Source organism: Ezakiella peruensis (assembly GCF_900215725.1).
GTDB lineage: Bacteria > Bacillota > Clostridia > Tissierellales > Peptoniphilaceae > Ezakiella > Ezakiella peruensis.
On sequence record NZ_LT962471.1, the window covers coordinates 1 to 21528 of the forward strand.

17 protein-coding genes are annotated in these 21528 nt (G+C 39.8%); 2 read left to right on the forward strand and 15 right to left on the reverse strand.

Features of this window, described 5'->3' with window-relative positions:
• Positions 1-580 precede the first annotated feature (580 nt).
• Complete coding sequence (locus CUU59_RS06820) at positions 581-1468, forward strand: LysR family transcriptional regulator (RefSeq protein ID WP_099951220.1); 888 nt, start codon at positions 581-583, stop codon at positions 1466-1468.
• Between the two features lie 25 nt (positions 1469-1493).
• On the opposite strand, the gene CUU59_RS08320 is transcribed toward CUU59_RS06820, so the two are convergent.
• The 8 genes from CUU59_RS08320 to CUU59_RS06860 all read right to left on the reverse strand — a co-directional run bounded on the left by CUU59_RS08320 (position 1494) and on the right by CUU59_RS06860 (position 9710).
• Positions 1494-2090: a LuxR C-terminal-related transcriptional regulator gene (locus tag CUU59_RS08320; RefSeq protein ID WP_099951221.1), complete on the reverse strand. Its 597-nt coding sequence runs from the start codon at positions 2088-2090 to the stop codon at positions 1494-1496.
• Entirely contained in the window at positions 2084-3379 is a 1296-nt protein-coding gene (gene hutI / locus CUU59_RS06830; RefSeq protein WP_342747455.1) for an imidazolonepropionase, read from the reverse strand. Before hutI ends, CUU59_RS08320 begins: the two co-directional genes overlap by 7 nt.
• Positions 3339-4235 carry a glutamate formimidoyltransferase gene (gene ftcD / locus CUU59_RS06835; RefSeq protein WP_099951223.1) on the reverse strand — a complete coding sequence of 299 codons (897 nt, stop codon included), beginning with the start codon at positions 4233-4235 and terminating at the stop codon, positions 3339-3341. Before ftcD ends, hutI begins: the two co-directional genes overlap by 41 nt.
• A 122-nt stretch (positions 4236-4357) precedes the next feature.
• A complete protein-coding gene (locus CUU59_RS06840) occupies positions 4358-6391 on the reverse strand; it encodes a urocanate hydratase (protein ID WP_099951224.1) in 2034 nt (677 codons plus the stop codon).
• Positions 6392-6400: 9 nt separating this feature from the next.
• Positions 6401-7936: a histidine ammonia-lyase gene (gene hutH, locus CUU59_RS06845; protein WP_099951225.1), complete on the reverse strand. Its 1536-nt coding sequence runs from the start codon at positions 7934-7936 to the stop codon at positions 6401-6403.
• A 208-nt stretch (positions 7937-8144) separates the two neighbouring features.
• Entirely contained in the window at positions 8145-8501 is a 357-nt protein-coding gene (locus CUU59_RS06850; RefSeq protein ID WP_099951226.1) for a hypothetical protein, read from the reverse strand.
• Between the two features lie 2 nt (positions 8502-8503).
• Positions 8504-9028, reverse strand: a complete 525-nt coding sequence (locus CUU59_RS06855; protein WP_099951227.1) for a hypothetical protein — start codon at positions 9026-9028, stop codon at positions 8504-8506.
• Positions 9029-9266: 238 nt separating this feature from the next.
• Entirely contained in the window at positions 9267-9710 is a 444-nt protein-coding gene (locus CUU59_RS06860) for a hypothetical protein (RefSeq protein WP_099951228.1), read from the reverse strand.
• Between the two features lie 236 nt (positions 9711-9946).
• Between CUU59_RS06860 and tyrS the strand changes: the two genes are divergently transcribed.
• The gene (gene tyrS, locus CUU59_RS06865; RefSeq protein WP_099951229.1) at positions 9947-11161 is read left to right on the forward strand and encodes a tyrosine--tRNA ligase; all 1215 of its coding nucleotides are present in this window, start codon (positions 9947-9949) and stop codon (positions 11159-11161) included.
• A gap of 112 nt (positions 11162-11273) precedes the next feature.
• Here the strand turns inward: tyrS and CUU59_RS06870 are convergent, their stop codons facing one another.
• From CUU59_RS06870 to CUU59_RS08185, 7 genes are all read right to left on the reverse strand, one after another.
• A complete protein-coding gene (locus CUU59_RS06870; RefSeq protein ID WP_099951230.1) occupies positions 11274-11582 on the reverse strand; it encodes a type II toxin-antitoxin system RelB/DinJ family antitoxin in 309 nt (102 codons plus the stop codon).
• A 107-nt stretch (positions 11583-11689) separates the two neighbouring features.
• The gene (locus CUU59_RS06875) at positions 11690-14527 is read right to left on the reverse strand and encodes an insulinase family protein (protein ID WP_099951231.1); all 2838 of its coding nucleotides are present in this window, start codon (positions 14525-14527) and stop codon (positions 11690-11692) included.
• Between the two features lie 8 nt (positions 14528-14535).
• On the reverse strand, positions 14536-15132 hold the full coding sequence (gene recR, locus CUU59_RS06880) for a recombination mediator RecR (protein ID WP_099951232.1): 597 nt from the start codon (positions 15130-15132) through the stop codon (positions 14536-14538).
• Positions 15132-15461 (reverse strand): YbaB/EbfC family nucleoid-associated protein, encoded by a 330-nt coding sequence (locus CUU59_RS06885; RefSeq protein WP_075574524.1) that lies wholly within the window; start codon positions 15459-15461, stop codon positions 15132-15134. Before CUU59_RS06885 ends, recR begins: the two co-directional genes overlap by 1 nt.
• A gap of 21 nt (positions 15462-15482) precedes the next feature.
• Positions 15483-17438, reverse strand: coding sequence for a DNA polymerase III subunit gamma/tau (gene dnaX, locus CUU59_RS06890; protein ID WP_099951233.1), 1956 nt, complete (start codon positions 17436-17438; stop codon positions 15483-15485).
• Positions 17435-18865, reverse strand: a complete 1431-nt coding sequence (locus CUU59_RS06895) for a nicotinate phosphoribosyltransferase (RefSeq protein ID WP_099951234.1) — start codon at positions 18863-18865, stop codon at positions 17435-17437. Before CUU59_RS06895 ends, dnaX begins: the two co-directional genes overlap by 4 nt.
• 1825 nt (positions 18866-20690) lie before the next feature.
• A complete protein-coding gene (locus tag CUU59_RS08185; RefSeq protein WP_157884914.1) occupies positions 20691-20849 on the reverse strand; it encodes a hypothetical protein in 159 nt (52 codons plus the stop codon).
• Positions 20850-21528 lie beyond the last annotated feature (679 nt).

Consider the following 21528-nt stretch of genomic DNA (forward strand, 5'->3'; position numbering starts at 1 on the left):
CTAAATTATTTACAGTTTTATTAAGTGTTCTGTTTCACTTTGTTTAGAATTTACGGGTTGTAAATTCATGACTTCTTTTCACTTATATTCCTTTGTTTAGGTTCTTGTCGGTGCTCTCTTGAGCTGACTTGTATAGTATACCATCGTTTTTTGTCTTTGTCAAGGGTTTTTTACAATTTATTTTATTTTATTTTTATTCCCTGCATCTCCCTTGCTTCCTTGCATCTAGCGTTTTTCTATCCGTCTTTTGATAAATTATTTTAAAAAATGTTTTAAAAAGCTTTTGTTGGGTAAGGAAAACATAAATTTTATATTTGCGATTTTTTTGCCAACGAGAGTTGGGTGTGTCGCCTCCATACCGGTTGGTCAATTTCTTGGCGACCATTACCCTTGAGATTGTTGCATCCAATCAAACAAAATTTTTTGTCCGAAATAAATCGGACACTACAGAAATTTTGTTTTCTTATCGCATTAATATTCTTCCTATTATATTATATAAGACACAATTGTAATTTTATTTTATTTTAAGTCTTTTAATTTTCGTCTATATGGTGTATAATAGAACTTAATAGGAGGGCTTATGGATATAAGACAATTGGAGACTTTTATTTATCTTTGCGATTATAAGTCTTTTTCAAAGGCTGGCGAAAAGCTTTTTATAACTCAGCCAACCGTTACCAACCACATTAAAAATTTAGAAAATGAACTCGGGGTTAACTTGGTCAATCGTCTGGGTAATTCGATTTCAATTACAGATGCGGGTTCTATTTTATATAAGTACGCCAAGGATGTTATCGATTCAATCAACATTGCCAAGCACAGCATTGTCATGTACGAGGGAACTATCGAGGGCAATTTAAATATTGAGACCTCTTCTATTCCCCTGCGTTTTTATTTGCCGGAGAAAATTTCTGGCTTTATGAAGCTCCACGACAATGTGACTTTTAATATTTCCTCATCGGACTCTTTGAGCGTTATATCCCACGTTAAAAACGGCCGGTCGGACTTTGGTATCGTCGGTTTTAAATCAGACGATACTTCAGTGGAATTTACCAAGATTTTTTCCGACGAAATATTCTTTGTAGTTTCCAAGGATAAGCTACCCGATTACAGGTCTTTTGATTATATTAGCACAGATGATATCAAGCACATCCCGCTTATCCTTCGCGACTCTAGGTCGGGGACCTTAAGGACTGTTGTTAATTCAATTACCAAGGTTGATCAAAACTTCTTTAAGCGTGAGACTTCCATTTGCGATGACAATGATTCAATCCTTAGAATTGTTAGGTCAGGCTATGGCGGCTCTTTCGTTTCTGGACTACTTATAAATGATGCCAGCGACCTGCTCCTCCTTCGCATCAAGGATGTGGATTTGACCAGAGATTTCTATTTGATCTACAACAAGTTAAAAAATCTATCGCCTCTGGCCTCGGCCTTTGAAGCGTATTTATTAGAAAAAAAGAACTGATATGAGAAAAACTCATATCAGTTTTTTATATGCTTTGATTTAAATATTCTATAACGGCCTGATAAAATGTCTTGGGCGCTATGGATTTGTTGATTAGACTTATTTGATTTCTGATTGTTTTTTCGGATATGTCCAGGGCCTCCGCTATTTCTTTAGTGGTCTTACCCTGGGCTGTCAGTGCACATATCTCGTATTGGCGCCGTGTCAGCTTATCTAAAAAGTCGTCCCTCTTGTAATTTTCTAGGCTCTTCGAAATGTATTTCTGCCCTTGGTTGAGCTTGTAGATGGCTTCGTGGAGCTCACTGATGTCGTCATCATAAGCTATGCAAGCATCTATACTTAGTTTCTTTAAGTCCAACCTTCTGAAATCTTTTTTGTTTTTTAAAATGACTATCATAGGTGCAGGTATTATTTCCGAATGGTTTTGCCTGCATACATAGAGGAAAAATCCATCCATCTTGTCCAAGACGTAGACGATAAGCCTGGCCCGTAGGTCAATGTCCCCGTCTTTTTTCAGGTTCTCGGCCCTGTAATTGTTCATCTCCAGGGCTTTTTCTATGCCAAAAAATTCTATATAAGAATCCGTTACAACTACTGCCCTGCGCTTTTTTTGCTTTAGCACTTATAGACTACTTTACCTTTCTTAATAACTTGGTCTGTGTGGTTGATGCCAAAGTGGTAAACCAAGTAATCTAGGTTTGGTGCATCGAAGATTGCGATATCTGCTAGCTTGCCTTCTTCTAAGCTGCCAATTGTGTCTTGGCGGTTGATGGCGCAAGCTGCATTCATGGTAACACCGACCAAAACTTCTTCTGGTGTCATCTTCATATTTAAGCAGGCCAGGTACATGCAAAGTTGGATATTTTCAGTTGGGCATGAGCCTGGATTGTAGTCTGTGGATATTGCAACAGCAACTTCGTTTTCTATCATTTCTCTGGCAGGGGCAAAGATGCCGTCACCCATATTAAAGGATGTACCTGGCAGTAGGTTTGCAATAACGTCTCCGCGTTTGAGTTCGCTGACCCCGTGTGATGAGCACTTGATCAAGTGTTCAGCGGAGATCGCTCCCACGTCAGCAGCTACGGTTGTGCCGCCCAGTTCCACGATTTCATCAGCGTGAATCTTTGGAATGAGCCCGTATTCTTTGGCTGCCATGAGAAGTCTTCTGGATTGGTCTGCGTTAAAGACCCCTTCTTCACAGAAGACATCGCAAAATTCTGCTCTGCCATCTTCTTTAATCTTTGGTAGATAATCATTGATGACTATATCTATAAATTCATCAGGATTATCCTTGTATTGTTTGGGAACTGCGTGAGCTGCCATAAAGGTGTGGACAAGGTCAACCGGATGATTTTTGTCGATCCTATCTGCAACATTTAACTGTTTCATTTCCGTTGCAAAATCGTCAATGCCATAACCTGTCTTGGCTTCAACAGTTGTAACCCCGTATGATAATAGCTGATCTACAGATTTAACAGCTTGGTCGTAAAGTTCGTCTTCGGTCCGGTTTTTGGTTTGAGTCAGAGTGTACATAATGCCGCCGCCTTGGGCTAGGATGTCAAGGTAAGGAACACCGTGGAGCTTTTTATTTAGTTCATTTTCGCGGCTACCGCCATGAACCAAATGTGTGTGCGAATCAATAAGCCCGGGTGTAACTGTCTTGCCTGTGGCATCGATAACTACTGCGTCAGCTGCCAGCTTGTAGGCCGGAGCCTTGTCTGCTGGACCGGCGTAGGCGATTTTGTCGCCTACTACCAAGACCAAACCGTTTTTAATTCTGTCAATTTCTCCCTGAGCCTTGCCGCGTCTCTTGCCATTTTCACCAGAGACCGTAATTAGCTCCGAGATATTTTCAATCTTTAGACTTGGATTAATCATGAAGTTGTGTTTCCAAAACTTGGTTTGTTTCAAAATCATCTACTTGCAAGTACCAAGTAGCAACGTCAACCATGCATTGTAGTGGAACTAGGCCGATAACTTCTGAGTTAACAATTGTTACGCCGTATCTCATAGCTTCGCGTTTGATAGTTTCAAATACACGGAAAACTGGAGTTTTGGTGTAGTCAACAAGGTTCATGGAAACTTGAGCTAGGTTTTTGTCTTCTAATAGAAGTCCGATAGCTTTGCAGTATGTGAATCCGCCGCCTTTTGCTCTCATGCTCTTGGCAATTTTCTTTGCGATTTCAACATCTGATGTGTTTAGGTTTACGTTAAATGCAACTAATGCTGGTCTAGCACCGATAGCAGATACGCCTGATTTTTTGTTGAGTTCGCTTGGTCCAAAGTCTGGTGCCCAACCTTCTTGTTTTAGCTTTTCTTCCATAGCTTCGTATTGGCCACGTCTAACATCTGCTAGGTTTTCTCTAGTAGGTGCACTTGCGGATCTTTCGTATAGATATACTGAGATTCCAAGTTCTTTGCCAACTCTTTCAGCTAATTTCTTTGAAAGTTCAACAGCTTCATCCATTGTGATTTCGCTGATTGGAATTAGAGGACAAACGTCCATAGCGCCCATTCTTGGGTGTTCGCCTTGGTGGGTTGTCATGTCGATAACTTCTGATGCAACCTTGCAAGCGTTGAAGGCTGCGTCAATAACAGCTTCTGGTTCACCAACAAAGGTAACAACACTTCTGTTGTGGGTTGGATCGCTTGAGTAGTCTAGAAGTTTAACGCCTTCTACTTTTCTGATTTCTTCAACGATTTTTTCTACCTTTTCCTTGTCGCGTCCTTCACTAAAGTTTGGTACGCATTGTAAAATTCTTGCCATAATTTCCTCCTTTTGATTTCCTGCCCCAAAGGGCATTTAATTTCTTACTTATTATACGTATACCCTATACGAGTGTTCGTTAATAATTATTTTTAACTTTTTAATTAAATTTTAAAGAGTTTTTAGCAGCCGCAGTTTTCATCCTTGTCGACAATTTTGTCGATCAAATCATCGCTTGCGATGTAAGGAATTGTGATGTGGTTGGTATCTGCAAATTGCTTGTTGTATTCAATAGTGGTTTCGATTGAGTGTTCGTTTCTTGCCCAGTTTCTTCTGGAAACGCCGACCATTGTATCCCATGGCATAGCTGATTTTAGAATTTCATCAACCCTATCGCTGCCATCCAGAACCATGCCAAATCCACCGTTGATTGACTTACCAATACCTACGCCGCCGCCGTTGTGGAGAGCGATAAGGCTCATGCCCCTTGCAGCATTACCTGCGAAGCAGTGGGTAGCCATGTCTGCCATGATGTTGGATCCGTCTTTGATGTTGGATGTTTCTCTAAATGGTGAGTCTGTGCCGCCTGTGTCGTGGTGGTCACGGCCGAGCATAACTGGTCCGATTTCTCCATTTCTAACCATGTCATTAAATTTAAGAGCAATCTTTAATCTGCCAAGGGCATCTTGGTAAAGAATTCTGGCTTGTGAACCAACAACCAATTGGTTTTCTTCAGCGTCTCTAATCCAAATGTAGTTGTCACGGTCTTGACCGCGTCTGTTTGGATCGATGCATTCCATGGCTGCGTGGTCGGTCTTGATCAGGTCTTCGTGCTTGCCTGATAGGCAGACCCATCTGAATGGTCCGTAGCCGTAGTCAAAGAGCATTGGTCCCATGATGTCTTCTACATATGATGGGAAGATAAATCCTTCGCTTTCGTCTACGCCGTTTTTGGCAATGTCTTTTGCGCCTGCGTCGTAAACGGCCTTCATAAAGGAGTTACCGTAGTCGAAGAAGTAGGTTCCCTTGTCTACCAAAGCTTTGATTAATTCATAGTGGTGGCGGAGGGACTTGTCAACTTCTCTCTTGAAGCCTTCATGGTCTGTTGCAAGCATCTTCGTTCTTTCTTCAAAGGTCATGCCTTGTGGGCAGTAGCCTCCGTCATATGGAACATGGCAGGATGTTTGGTCTGAAAGAAGTTCGATGTGAATGTCATTATCTACAGCGTATTCAAGTAGGTCTACAACGTTTCCATAGTAGGCGATTGAACGAGGCTCTTTAGCATCCACTGCCTTCTTTGCCATTTCAAAAACGGTTTTTGCATCGTCTGAATATTCGTCGATCCATCCTTGTTCAAGTCTGGTTTCGATTCTTGAAAGGTCAACTTCTGCAATAAGTCCAACTGCCTTTGCAATCTTTGCAGCCTTACCTTGAGCACCACTCATTCCGCCGAGTCCTGATGATACAAACATGTGACCAGCCAAATCTCCGTCAGCAGGAACGCCAAGTTTCAAACGACCAGCGTTTAAAATTGTGTTAAAAGTTCCGTGAACGATCCCTTGAGGTCCAATGTACATCCAGCCGCCAGCTGTCATTTGTCCGTAGTTGGCAACGCCCATTGCAATAGCCTTGGCCCAGTGTTCTTGGTCGTCAAACATACCTACCATAAGAGCATTTGTAATGATAACTCTTGGAGCACGCTTGTTGGATTTGAAAAGTCCAACTGGGTGACCTGAAGCCATAACAAGTGTTTGTTCATCTGTCATAACTTGCAAATATTTTTTGGTTAATTGATATTGCATCCAGTTTTGTACAACTTGGCCAGTTTCACCGTAGGTTACAAGTTCGTATGGATAAAGGGCAACATCAAAGTCCAAGTTGTTGTCGATCATTAATTGGAAGGCTCTTCCTTCGATGGTCTTGCCTTCGTATTCATCGATTGGCTTAGCCTTGATGTTTCCGTGTGGGCGATATCTGTAGCCGTAAATTCTGCCGTAGGTCATTAGTTCATTGTAAAATTCTGGAGCCAATGTTTCGTGCAAGGATTCAGGGATATATCTTAAAGCGTTTTTAAGTGCCAGCTTAATTTCGTGCTTGGATAATTTGAGTTCCCTAACTGGTGCCCTTCTGATGCCTTGTTGAAATTCTGGTTCTGGTGGCAATACATCGCTTAACTTAATGGTCATAGCGTCGCCGATTTGTGTGTTTGTAATCATAAAACCCTCCTATACTCTTAAATTTCCTATTGTTTCTTCAACTGCCTTGACGATTGAACCGTCTTCAAGCAGGTCGTCTACTTTTTCTATTTCTAAATTCATAACCCTGTCTAAGTCAATGTAGTCAGAGTGTTTTCTAATGATGTCATAGCAAGCTCTGGTGCCTTCGGATAATTTATCTTTTGATTCATTAATGTCAATTGCTTGAGCTGCTGCCAGAAGTTCCATAGCCAAAACTTTTCTAGCGTTTTCATAAATTTCTCTAGCTTGTCTAGCTGCGATTGTTCCCATGGAAACGTGATCTTCTTGGTTGGCTGATGATGGAATTGAGTCAACGCTTGCTGGGTGAGCCAAAACCTTGTTTTCACTTACCAAGGCTGCTGCTGCGTATTGAACGATCATAAAGCCGCTGTTTACGCCGCCGTGTGTGGTCAAGAATGCTGGTAGACCGTGGTTTAGAGCAGGGTTTACCATCTTTTCTAGCCTGCGTTCTGAAATATTTGCAAGCTCTGCCAAACCAATCTTCATAAAGTCAAATGGTAGAGCCATTGGTTGACCGTGGAAGTTACCAGCACTGATTGAAGCTTCGTCATCAGGGAAGATAATTGGGTTGTCTGTAACAGCGTTCATTTCGATGTCAACCTTTGTCTTAACATAGTTGAAGCAGTCCTTTGAAGCTGAGTGAACTTGTGGAACGCATCTTAGGGTGTAAGCGTCTTGAACACGAACATCCCCTTGACGGGTAACATTCTTTGAATTTTCAAGGAGCTTGCCTACGTTTTCGCTAGTTCTAAACATGCCTTCGTGTGGTCTAACCTTGGCAACTCTAACGTCATAAGCGTCGATAATACCGCCAAGAGCTTCCATAGTCATAGCATCTGCAATGTCTGCAATCTTTGCAAGCTGAATTGCATCGTAAAGGGTAAGAGCGCCAACAGCTGTCATAATTTGTGTGCCGTTGATTAGAGCCAAACCTTCCTTACTTGTAAGTTCTATTGTAGGAATGCCTGCGTCCTTCATAGCCTTTGCACTTTCAACAACTTCGCCCTTGTAATAGCAATCGCCAATACCTAGCATAGGTTGAACCATGTGTGCAAGTGGAGCCAAGTCGCCGCTTGCACCAAGGGAACCCTTTTCAGGAATAATTGGAGTAACTTCAGCGTTTAGCATCTTGATAAGTGTTTCAACTGTTTCTAATTTTGCTCCAGAAAAACCCTTGGCCAAAGCGTTTGCCCTTAGCACTTGGGCTGCCCTTGCAGTTTCGATAGGAAGTGGATTGCCAACTCCGCATGAGTGAGAAATAATTAAATTTCTTTGTAGGGTCTTGGTTTCCTCTTCCTTGATGTGAACTTCTGAGAACTTACCAAAACCTGTTGTAATACCGTAAACAACTCTTTCTTCTTCTACAAACTTGTCAACCAATTTGCGTGAAGCGATGATTTGTGCCTTAGCATCTTCTGATAATGCTACCTCTGCCTTGTCCCTAGCGACAGCTACTAGGTCTTCTAATGTAAGATCGCTGCCATTTAAAATAACTTTTGCCATACTATCCTCCTAATCTTCTTTTAAAAACCTCTCCGATCACTCAACCGTGATAAAGCGAACAAAAAACCGCAACTTAGATGTTGCGGTTCAAAATCTTTAATTGAATTGTGAAATTTCTTCTCATAGGAAATCCCCCTTCAATAAATAAATTATAACACTTAAAAAAAATTAATGCAAGTAAATCGTGATTATGAATTATTTCTATGATTTATTCATCGACCTCACAAACAGGGTTTCCTTTTGAAAGCCACTTTTTATATACGGTTCCACTATAGGATAAAAGCCAGTATTTTTCATCTAATTCATTCACTTCTGATTTGTAGGTAAGAGGAATCCAACCTGCATAAAATTCATCTGAATAATAATAATTTTCTTTGATGTTATTATAATAAGGAACAGCAATATAAACTTTAACAAACTTAGAATCTCCAACAGGTTCTGCATCCGTAGGATCATAATGATTCGTCACATAAGTTGTGTTGCAATCACTTGCGTAAATCCCAAAATTTGCAATAGTAAATAAAACTAAAATTATTAGCAATGAAGTTCTTAGTTTTTGTTTCATATCTATTTATCTCCTTTGTAATATACAGTGCCCGAATAAAATACTGTCCAATACTTCTCTCCATTTAATTCTGTATCTTTTAAATCAAAGAAAGGAATCCATCCACTATAATAAGGATCTTCATAATAAAATTCTGGCTCAATATCTGCTTCATATGGGACATACAAAAATATCCTAACTTTTTTCGACTTTCCTACGGGTTCAGCACCATTTACTTCATTGTCATCTTTATTTAAATCCCTATTTATTATTTCTTCAAATTTTTTTGAAATCCTTAGCATGGTTTTATTTTCATCTTCTTGATGACATTGGTCAAGAATCTTCTTCTTTAAAACATCTGAGTCTCTTATAAAACCCTCAAGCTCACCTTGATTCAAAGCCTTGTTAAGTCCATTTTCTTTCATTTTAGTATCTTTTATTTTTTCATATTCCTTATAATTCTCATTGCTCCCAGAAAAAGCATAAGTAAACGGAATTAAAAACAAGGTAATAAAGATACATACTCCAAATAAAATTTTCTTTCTCATCATTCTCCTCCTATTCTAATTAAATTTATTTTACCTAATTACCAACTACCATCGTCATTACCATGCTAAGATTTATTATTTAGAATTCTTAGATAATCAATCAAACATTTCTTCTTTGCTTTATTATAACATATTTATATAGTTATTGCAAGTAAATCGTGATTAAAATCACTAAATATTTGTAAATATTTTGTAAAAATCTTTTTGAAAAGATTTTTTGCAAAAATTTAAAAGCTTCCTATAGGAAATACTCAAAAATAATATAATTATCCTCAGCCGGATTATAAAAAATAATCATCAAATCGTAGCCGTCGTCCTTGGAAAGAGTACCCACATAGACCATGTCATCAAAGGGAAAATTTTTCTTAAAAAATCTTTTATAAATATCATTGGCCATGATTTTATCCTCAGATGGAATGGGATTTCTAGACCGCCTGCCAAAGATCGAGACCTCCGCCTCTTCCCTTTTGAATTTTAAAACCGTATACTTGACCCCGTCGCCCGTAAAGCCCGTGTCTGATTCATGGTCCACAACCTTGGCGCTTTTTGGCAAAGGCAGACTCCAGTTGAGACTGATGGCAGATAAAGTCATCTCATCATGGTCTATTCGAAAAAACCTATAAAGACCAAAGGCGAATAAAAATATTATAAGTGTAATAATCAAAAACTTTCTTAATTTCATAAATCCTCCAACTAAATTATAACAAATATACCAAATCATTTCCATCTTGACAGATTCCCAAATCCCTGCTATACTTAGGTCAGTCATAGATACGGATGACTTTTTTCCAGCGAGAAAGACGCTGGCGGCTTATCCCCGTTAAGAGATTTGATAGAGATGGATTCCCATGAAGATTGGTGGTACCGTGTTTGACGACGCCCAATTGTTCATTGGGTTTTTTATTTTAGGAGGGAAATATGAAATTAGTTGAAGAATTAAGAGCCAGGGGACTAATTGATCAGATGACTTACCCCGAAGAACTCGAAGAAAAATTGAACAATGACAAAGTCACTTTTTATGTAGGTTTTGACTGCACAGCGGACTCACTCACAGCCGGCCACTATCTGGTAATCACATTGATGAAGCGGATGCAAATGGCAGGTCACAGACCCATTGCCCTAATCGGTGGAGGCACAACTTTAATCGGCGACCCATCAGGCAGAAACGATATGAGATCCCTTATGAGCCTGGACTTTATCAACCACAACGCCGAATGCTTCAAAAAGCAACTGTCCAAATTTTTAAATATGGACGGAGACCATGGCCTCTTTATGAACAACGGCGACTGGCTAAGAGATTTAAACTTCTTGGAATTTGTTCGCGAAATTGGTACAGAATTTACAGTTAATAGAATGCTTACATTCGACTGCTACAAAAATCGTCTCCAAGACGGGCTGACATTTTTTGAATTCTCCTACATGCTCATGCAGTCCTACGACTTCTTGAAGCTCTACAGAGACCACGACTGCATCTTGCAAGTTGGCGGATCCGATCAATGGTCCAACATGCTGGGCGGCTACGAACTCGTTCGCAGGAAGGAAGACGCCAAGGTCTACTCCATGACCATTCCACTACTGGTAAATGCTGATGGAGTCAAGATGGGCAAGTCCATGGGTAATGCTGTTTGGCTGGACGAAAACAAGACATCACCATTCGATCTCTACCAATACTTTAGAAATGTCGACGACAGGGACGTAAAGAAATTTATGTTACAGTTGACATTTTTGTCACTTGATGAAATCGACAAAATTACTTCCGAAGAGGACATCAACAGGCAAAAGGAAATCCTGGCCTACGAAATCACTAAGGACGTCCACGGCAAGGAAGCGGCTGACCAAGCAATCGAAACTGCTCGCAAGCTCTTCTCAGGCAAGATGGATTTGGAAAATATGCCAGCCTTTGAAATTGAAAGAGAAAAAATCGCAGACGGCATTGGCATTTTATCCCTAATGGTTGAAGCAGGACTCGCCAAATCAAATGGCGAAGCCAGAAAACTTATCCAAGGTGGCGGCGTTTCAATCGATGATGAAAAAATCACCGACCCCCAATTAAATCTTCCAGCCGATAAGTTTGACCAAGAATTTGTGATCAAAAAAGGCAAAAAAACCTTCCTCAAGATCACAGCAAAATAAATATGTAAAGCAAAGAGCACATCTCCTAAGTGAAGATGTGCTCTTTTTGTGTATAAGTATAAAGTTTTTAAATTAACAAGCTTTTTCAGCTAGTATATTTCAATTTCACCAATTATTTAAGGCCATATTCTTCTTTCAGTTTTGCAAATGCTTCTCTTGCATCTACCACTTCACCATTTAAGGCTTGTTGGTAGGCAATTTCCAATTCCCTATCCAAGTCTTCCTTGGTCATTTCATCCAAAAATAGGGGTCTGGGCTCTTCCAATTTCAAGTCAAAGGGTATGCCGCGTTTTAAAACGATTTGCCTGTAAAACATATTTATCGCCGTTGAGGCAGAAATGCCCAGACTAGATAAAATTTCCTCGGCTTGGTTTTTCAGTTCAGGTTCCATTCTTACATACAAACTTTCGGTCTTGGCCATAAGATCTCCTCCTTTTACAATAATTATAGCACTTTGTATGGACATACGCAATACAAAACGTCTTTTATTCTCAAGAAAAAACTGCCCTCATCGGGCAGTTTTAATTTTTATTTTATTTCAATTGTGTCTTCGAATTTAATTTTCGTCTCTTCCATGCCCTTGTCGTTGGTTAAAACTGCCCGGCCTTTATTCTTCATGGCAGCTTCCAATTTATCTGCGAAGGCCTTGAAGGATTCGTTGTCAGTCTTTAAGGCTTGGCCCAGTTCACGGTTGGTATCGTCCACTGTCTTGTGGCTTAAAAGCATGCCAAAGGCTGTCAGTGATTTTTGCCTTGCCGTTAGTAGCGGGTCAAACATATTGTAGGCACCGATGATTAGGGAATTTAAATCTTCTTCTTTAAAGTCCCTAGTCCTTAGCCAATCGTAAGCGTTTTCGTAAACTTCAAAGGTCTTGTCCAGATTTGGATCGCGGTAGGAGAACATGTAGACCATGTTTGCCGAAACATTGATTCCGTCTCCGTAAGCTCCGCCCTTAGCCCTGATGTTGTCATGCAAGTATGAATTTGAAAGGGCGCGTGAAACCACATAGTCAGCCCCGTTTTCTAGCTCGTATGGGCAAGCGTCCACGCAGTAATTTACATCTGTCATGGCGACAATGGCAGTTGATTTAGCTTGACCAGATCCGACCGAAATTTCTTTGCGGTCACGACTGTCAGTATAAAGGCCCTCAGCTGTCAAAACTTTTTTAATCTCTTCAAAGTCTTCCTCTTCGCCAGTTATATGGAAAAGGCCATTTGAATTGAAGATGTCCTGATATTCTTTATAACCCTCATTTAAAATGCTTTCGATCTCTGCATCTGATTTTGCCAAAAGCTCTTCGATGGCCTTGATTTCTCTAGTTCCACTCAAGAGGGCCCTGATTTCTGCTGCCCTGCCAAAGCCCTTTAAGGCTTCTACAAGGGTTATGCCCACTCCGCCCATAACTGCTACCATCTTTTTCTTAGTGATTTCAGCTGTCAAGAGCTCGCGGACCCTGGAAATTTTTGAGAAATCTGTATTAAAGGTGATTTCCTTTAACAATTCAAAGGCGTCTGCAAAATCTCCGCGGTTGGCGGAAATTCTTTGGACCAAAGTAAATTCACCACTTTCCTTGTCGTAGTACTTGCTTGCTGCAAAGCTTTGGTCGAAGTCGTAGGCCTTGAGGTTGATTGCTGTATTCAAATCCTTATAGGAATAATTTTTAGTGTCAACCTTGCCAATGAGCTTGGAAATTATATTTAAAATTTCTATGTCCCCGTCTGCCATATCATCGATTGATGTGCTGGCGTCCATATATAAAACTCCGTTTGTAAAGGTGTCCACAAAGGACAAGTTGCCGTCGATTTTAACAGGCACTTCATCAACCTTGGCCTTTAAGTCTTTGACATCCAGGGCAGGAATTGTAGCCTTGGCTTCTGCGCTATCCTCGGATAATTGGAAGGCGAAGAGGTCCTTGGTGTCTGCAATTAATTTTTCAATTTCCTCATTCGATAGAGATTTTTTGTAAGCTGCCATCTTTTCTTTGAGGGCGGCCTCTCTCTTGTTATTTAATTCTGCGTCTGGTTTTATAACCAGGACCATCTTGTCGCCATTTAAATATTTTTTGGCGTAGTCCTTGACCAGGCCAGGATTTTTTTCAATTGTTTCTATGGCTTCTTTAAATTTGAGGCCTTCGATTGGGTCATTGCCGTAAAGCCAAGAATCAGTTGCCCTGATGTAGACCATGATTCCCTTGTGGGGGCTGTCGCCAAAGTTTAGTGTGTCGTATTTTTGTTGGTGGATCAGGGCCTTTAAAACATTTTCTTCGATGCCGTCTTCGGCGAGTTTCTTGAGCTCTTCTTCCACAATTTTTACGATTTTATCCTTGTTGGCGGCTTCAGTTTTCTTGGCGATTACAGAGAAATTTAATTTGTCTCCAATAGAATAAATACCAGTAACGTCTTCGGCCAGGCCTTCTTGGATCAGGCGGTCCTTGATATTGGCCCCGTCTTCGCTGATCATAGCTGACTCAATCAAATCGTGGACCAACTTGTCCACAGGATTTTTTCCGTCCCCGCAAACAAAAGACACAGTTACAAAATCGTTCTTGGCCTTTTCTTCCCCGTAATAATATAAAACTTTTTCAAAAGATTTTTCCAAAGGCTGGATGTCCTTCATATCGTCGACCAATTCAACCCGGTCGAATTGAGATAAATATTCGTCCAGATGAGCCAATTCCTTTTCTGTGTCCCCGTTGCCCCAGTAAAAAACATAGGAGTTAGATGGATTGTAGTGGCTCTTGTGGTAGGCGCGAAGTTCGTCCAAGGTCAAATCTGGAATATCCGCAGGGTCCCCACCTGAGTTGTAGCAATAAGAAGAATTTGGATAGAGATACTTGCCGATCAGCTCATAAACCTGAGAAATATCTGAGGACATAGCCCCCTTCATTTCATTGTAGACAACGCCGTTTATCTTTATGTCGTCGTCTGCGTTTTCAATTTCATAGTGCCAGCCTTCTTGCTTGAAAATCTTGTCGTTTTCATGGAGGGCTGAGAAAAATACTGCGTCCAAATAAACATCGCAAAGGTTAAAAAAGTCCCTTTCGTTCCTGGATGAAATCGGATAAATGGTCTTGTCATTAAAAGTCATTGCATTCAAAAAAGTTTGCAAGGAATTTTTTATCAGGTCCATAAAAGGCTCCTTGGTCTTGTACTTGCGGCTGCCGCTTAGAACCGAGTGTTCCAGTATGTGGCAAATGCCTGTACTGTCCTCGCGAACAGTCTTGAAACCAATTGAAAAAGCCTTGTTGTCGTCATCGTTTTCCATCTTTAAAACGCGGGCCCCTGTCTTTTCGTGTTCAAATAATCTGGCCTTGGACTTGTACTCGTCCAGCCATTCTTCCTTAATTAATTTATATCCCTTGTACATATACACCTCTAAATTTCAATCCTGCCCTCGTAACTCCGCCTCAGAGTCAGAGGATCAAAGTATTCTAAGACCCCGCCTACTGGCAAACCAGTTGAAAGCGTGGAAACTTTTTTGCCAGCTTCCTTGGCCAGCATGGATAAAAATTTCGCCGTGTGTTCGCTCTCAATATTTGTGGCCAGGGCCAAAATAATTTCCTTAACTTCTTCTGATTTTAATCTTTCAACAAATTCGTCGGCGCCAATTTCCTTTGGACCAATCCCCTTAACGGGACTTAGCTCGTCATTTTTCAAAACAAAATAGAGGCCATCATAGCCAAGCGATTCTTCAAAGGCGTCAATATCCTTGACAGATGCAACCACCATGAGCTTTGAGTGGTCGCGGTTGGGCGAGCTGCAAATGGGACAGATTTCCTCTTGGGAAAAGTTTCCGCACATCTTACACCGCTGAATCTTATCCTTGGCCAGGACAATTGCATCCACCAATGCGTCCACATCAGCCTCTGGCATATTTAAAATGTGAAAGGCCAAACGCTTGGCTGACTTTCTCCCAATGCCCGGCAGCTTGGACAGCCTGTCCGACAAATTGTCAACGTAATTATCTGCCATTAAAACATTCCTGGCAGGTTGAGTCCTTGGGTGTACTTGCCCATGGATTCATTCATTTTTTCTTCAGCAGTGGTGATGCCTTGGTTAACAGCTGCAATAATTAAATCAGTCAGAGTTTCAATATCATCTGGATCAACTACATCTGGGTCGATGTCCATGGATAGGACTTCCTTTTTGCCGTTGATTGTGAGCTTTACAACTCCGCCCCCAACTGAAACTTCAAATTCTTCGTTTTCAATAGCCTCTTGGCTTTCTTGCATGTCCTTTTGTAGCTTTTGCATTTCCTTCATCATTTTTTTCATATTGCCGCCACCTGGAAAATTTCTCATAATAACCTCCTAAAATTTATTTTAACTAATAATATTTAATTTATCTCCAAACAAGGCCTTGGCCCTTTCGATGGCCGGATCCTCGTTCTCCTTTAAAATACTTACCCTTCTGCCGTAGGAATCAAAAATCACTTCCTCGATTTCCGCCTTAAACATATCCAGGCGGTCGTCATTTACAGCTGGGTTTTTGAGCCTAAAGATCAAGTGGTCGCCCTCCATCCTGATAAAAAATACCTCGTTGATATCTACCAAGAGTGGGAGCTTGTCAACCAGCAGTTCGTAAATTTCATTGCCCGATGGATTGTCCTCGTCAATATTTTCTGGGCTGACCTCTTCCGATTCGTTTGTAGCTGTCGCTTCATTTGTATCAGCAACTTCACTTTTCTCTATAGCTTCATTTGTCTCTACAGGTTCATTTGCTTGTGCGTGTTCACTAGTAACCGCCTGTTCGCTAACCTGTGCAGGTTCATTAGTGACTGCCTGATCACTAGCTTGTGCAGGTTCACTAGTAACCGCACCTTCACTAGTCACTGATCGGTCGCTTTTACTTGCCTGATCGCTAGCTCTAGGCTTTGTACTTTTAGCCTCTGGCTCAAAGTCATAGGCCTCTTCCATATCCACGCCCTCTATAAAATCAAGGTTGGCGTAGGGGTCGTCACCTCCAAAATCTTGGGCCTGGCTTTGAGCCGGCTCTTGCTTTGCTAACGACTTTGAATCTGCATTTGAAATCGCATTTTTATTTTCATTATCGCTGGCCTTTGAACTTGAATTTGAAATTACGTTTTTATTTTCACTTTCCCTTGAGCCTGAACTTGCATTTGAAATCGCATTTTGTTTTTCACTTTCTCTTGAGCCTACACTTGGCATAGGCCTCTCAACTGGCCCAGTCGGATAGGACTGACTCTTTATATAATCGTCCTTAACAATGCCCAAGAGGCCAATTTGAAAGACCATAAAGCGGTCGTAGGCATTGGTAATATCATTTAAAATCAGTCTAAGCCTTTCCAAGATATTAATTATAGCTGGAACTTCGATTTGATTTATGATTTTAAAATACTCTTCCTTATTTAATACATCAGCCTCTTGGTCGATCTTTAAAACATACAAGTCTCTAAAAATTTGCATGAGCGAATAAATTAATTTCTCCGGACTCCTGCCCAAGTCTTCCAGCTGGTCAGTTTCATTTAAGACTCCCATGTAATCAAAATTTATCATGGCCCTAACCAGGGGCATAAGCTCGTAAATTCCCGTGAGTCCCAAGAGTTCCACGGCTTCCTTCTCGCCAATTGGCCTTTGGGGAAGTCCCAAGACTTGGTCAAGGGCTGAGAGCGCATCCCTCATAGACCCCCGCGATTCGTTGGCGATTAATTTAAAAACAGAATCATCTATGTCTTCATTTAATTTTACCGCCGCATTTTTTAAGGCTTTTTCAATTGCCCGCTTGGAAATCGTGTGGAAGTCAAATCTTTGAACACGGGACTTTACCGTATCGGGTAATTTATCTGGGTCCGTGGTCGCCAGTATAAATATCAGATGAGCTGGCGGCTCTTCCAAGATTTTTAAAAGCGCATTGAAGGCCGAATTTGAAAGCATGTGGGCCTCGTCAATGATATAGACTTTCTTTTTTAGATTGGTCGGCGGATAAACGCCCATGCTCTTGAGCTCGCGAATATTGTCGACCCCGTTATTGGAAGCCGCGTCCAGCTCAAGGACGTCAACCGACCTGTCTTCCAAAATCTCCAGGCAGTTTTTGCATTTGTTGCAAGGCTCACCATCAATCGGATTTAAACAGTTGACCGCCCGGGAAAAAATTTTGGCCACAGAGGTCTTGCCAGTTCCATGAGTTCCGCAAAAGAGATAGCCGTGGCTGGTCGCCTGGTTTTTTATTTGGTTTTTAAGGACAGATGTGATAATGTCCTTGTCTATAACTTCTGCAAAGGTCATGGGCCTTAGCACTCTGTAAAGGGCCTTCTTCATTTGGCCCTCTTGATCAGGTCGTTTCTGAGATCAAAGAGTCCTTGGCTGAGGTCCACATAATATGAATGTGGTTCGTCAAGGCGTTTGACTTCTTCCCACAAGCGGTCTTGGTTTTCGGCCGCAAAGGCTTTTATCTCGTCAATGTCTGGGCTCTTGTAAACCAGCTTGCCCTTTTCAAAAATCGATTTTAAAAGTGGCTTGGCCACATAGTTTTTAATAGTCGTCCGCTTCCAAGTGTAAAGTGGATGGAAGATTTCAAATTCTTCACCGCTTGGAGCTTCTTCGTCTCTGAGTGCAACCAAATCAGCTTGCATTATGCCGGTGTCCTTATCGTAGAACCTGTAAACTTGTTTGAAGCCAGGATTTGTAATCTTGATAACGTCTTCTGAAACTTTGATCTTTGGAACCATTTGCCCGTCTTTTTCCACAGCAACCAATTTGTAAACGCCGCCAAAGACTGGGTCGGACTTGGCTGTAATCAACCTTTCGCCAACACCAAAGGAATCGATTTGGGCCCCTTGGTTTAAGAGATCACGGATTTTAAATTCGTCCATGGAATTGGACACGACGATTTTCGCATCAGGAAAACCTGCCTCGTCAAGCATCTTTCGAGTTTCCTTGGTCAGGTAGGCGATGTCGCCCGAATCTATACGAATGCCAAGTGGCTCATGGCCCTTAGCTCTCAATTCTTTAAAAACAGTAATGGCATTTGGAATTCCCTGACGCAAGACATCATAGGTATCCACCAAAAGTAAAGTGTGGTCAGGGTAAACGTCAGCGTAAGCCCTGAAACTTTCCAACTCTGAATCAAAACTTTGCACCCATGAGTGGGCCATTGTTCCAGTTGAAGGAATGCCAGCCTGCCTGTCCATGTAAGTGTTGGCAGATGATGCGGCCCCACCAATGTAAGCGGCCCTTGCCCCGTAGTTGGCAGCGTCAGCCCCGTGGGCACGACGAGAACCGAATTCAGAAATCGCCCGGCCCTTTGCCACGCGAACCATGCGCGAAGCCTTGGTTGCGATTAGAGATTGGTGGTTTAAAATTAAGAGAAGCATGGTCTCGATGATTTGCGCCTGGTAAATTGGGCCGCGGACCGTCAAAATCGGCTCGCCAGGGTAAATAATTTGCCCCTCTTCCATGGCCCAAATGTCGCATTTAAATTCAAAGCTTTTAAGCATTTGCAAAAACTTCTCACCAAAAATCCCCTTGGACTTAAAAAATTCTATATCTTCATCGTCAAATTTGAGGTCCTCAATGTATTCGATGAGGGTGCTCAAACCTGCAAAAATTCCATAGCCCCCGTCGTCGGGAATGGACCTAAAAAAATAATCGTAGTAGGCAATCCGATCGCCCACCCCTGATTCTAAATAACCGTTTGACATTGTAAACTCGTACAAGTCAGCAAGCATTGATAAATTTCTACTCATTGTGCCCTCCTTGACATAATTATAACACAAAATATAGGCGATATCTAGTTTAGAAATCAGTCGCCTTTTATGTTTTTTAATAAATTGTCAGATCATTTTTATATGTAAAACACTTATTTAATTTTTAAACCTGTAGCCTCTTACTTTGTTAATATAAATGATAATTTTTTCTCCAAACTTGCCGCCTCTTACTTATAAAATGCAAACGATAAAATATTTTTAAAACCCGCTAGTTTTCACTTGCAAAATGAAATCATAAAAATATTTTCAAAACTCACAGCCTCTTATTTTCTAAAAACAAACGTTAAATTAATTTCAAAACTCGTGACCTCTTCCTTTGTTAATGTCAATTCTAAAATTTCTTCAAAAATACAGTCGAGCAATTTATAAAAGACAATTGATATTTTTTTCAATGATTCTTGGCCTTTACTTATACAATGTAGGGGCTAAATTTATTTCAAAACCAGTTCTCTTTCACTTGCAAAATGAAAACGTAAAAATATTCTCAAAACTCGCAGCCTTTTACTTTGTTAATGTCATTCTAAAATTTCTTCAAAAATACAGTCGAGCAATTTGTAGATGCAATTGATAAAATCTTTTAATGACTGTTGATCTTTACTTATAAAACACAAACGCTAAATTATTTTAAAACTTCAGACCTACATTATCTTGCAAAAATTACTTGTGTTGAAAAATCACTGATATTTATGAATCCACCCTAATCTATGTTGTTAAAACAACATAGATGTTTGTTGTAAAGAAGACATAATTAATATACTGTAATTTGTAGAGGCAAGTGCCAAAGTTTTTTAAAACTCATAGTTGTGCAATTTATAAAAGCAATTGATATTTTTTTCAATATTTGTTGGTCTTTAATTACAAAAAGTAAATGTAAAAAACTTTCAAAACTTGTGCCCTTTCACTTGCAAAATAAAAACGAAAAAATATTTTCAAAACTCGTGACCTCTTCCTTCGTTAATGTCATTCTAAAATTTCTTCAAAAATACAGTCGAGCAATTTGTAGATGCAATTGATAATTTTTTTAATGACTGTTGATCTTTACTTATAAAACACAAACGCTAAATTATTTTGAAACTTCAGACCTATATTTATCTTGCAAAAAATACTTGTTTGGAAAAATCACTGATATTTATGAATCCACCCTAATCTATGTTGTTAAAACAACATAGATGTTTGTTGTAAAGAAGACATAATTAATATACTGTAATTTGTAGAGGCAAGTGCCAAAGTTTTTTAAAACTCATAGTTGTGCAATTTATAAAAGCAATTGATATTTTTTTCAATGATTCTTGGCCTTTACTTATAAAATGTAGGGGCTAAATTTGTTTCAAAACTAGTTCTCTTTCACTTGCAAAATTAAAACGTAAAACTATTCTCAAAACTCGTGACCTCTTCCTTTGTTAATGTCAATTCTAAAATTTCTTCAAAAATACAGGCGGGCAATTTGTAAAGGCAATTGATAAATTTTTTCAATGATCATTGGTCTTTACTTATACAATTAAAATGTTGAAATAATTTCGAAACTTTCAGGCCTTTATCAATCTTACAATAATATTTGTATGGAAAAACAATAGATATTTATGAATTAAGACTAATCCATGTTGTTTAAACAACATGGATATCATCCTACAAAATGTAAATGCTAAAGGAAAAGTTTCTTAAAGCTTATTTGTCTTTAATTAAAAAAAGCAAATGTAAAAAACTTTCAAAACTTGTGCCCTTTCACTTGCAAAATAAAAACTAAAAATATTTTCAAATCTCTTTCCTAATAAAAAAAGCCAATCCCCACGGATTGGCTAGGTTATTAATTTAAATAGACTTTAAAGCCGCGCCTCAGGCCACTTTCGACATAGTCGATTGTGATGTCCTTTGGAATGCTGGCGTAAAGTCCTTCTTCTATAACGAACATGTGGCCTTCAACGAAGACATACTCGTCGTTATCCCTCTTCTCATCCGGGGCCACGCCCAGGACAACTCCGCTTCAGCAAGCGGACTTAATATATAAACGCACAGCCTTGTGATTAAGCTGGTTGAATTTTTCCCTTGACCCTTGAGTTAATTTTATTTCCATAGAATTAACCTCCTCTCTATTTCTTCTTCACTAATATTTTACCCACTCAGGCAAATAATTAACCACGGCTAACTTATTTTTATTTAAGAAAAAATCCCGCCTGTCTTTACCAGAGAGATTCATTTTAATTTATTCTTTACTTTAATAAAATTATCTATTAATTAATATCCCATGCTCTCTTAACAACTAATATCCATGTTGTTTTAACAACGTAGTTATTGATTTTAATTCATAGTAATCTGCGATTTTTTTAGATATTTATTTTGCAAGATAAATAAGTATGATAGACTGTCTTGACAACTATTATCCATGTTGTTTTAACAACATAGTTATTGGTATATAGTCGCACTAAACTGTGATTTTATCTAAACAAGTTTTTTACAAGATTAATAAATGTCTACGGTATTTTTCCGACAAGTGTTTTTGCAATTTTAATAAATATTTAAAGTCCTTTGCCAAGAAGTATTTTTTTTAAAATCAATAAATGTCTGCAATCCTTTCAAATAATTTTTTTGCAAGTTAAATAAATATGGTGTGCTGTTTTAACAGCTAATATCCATTTTATTTTAAC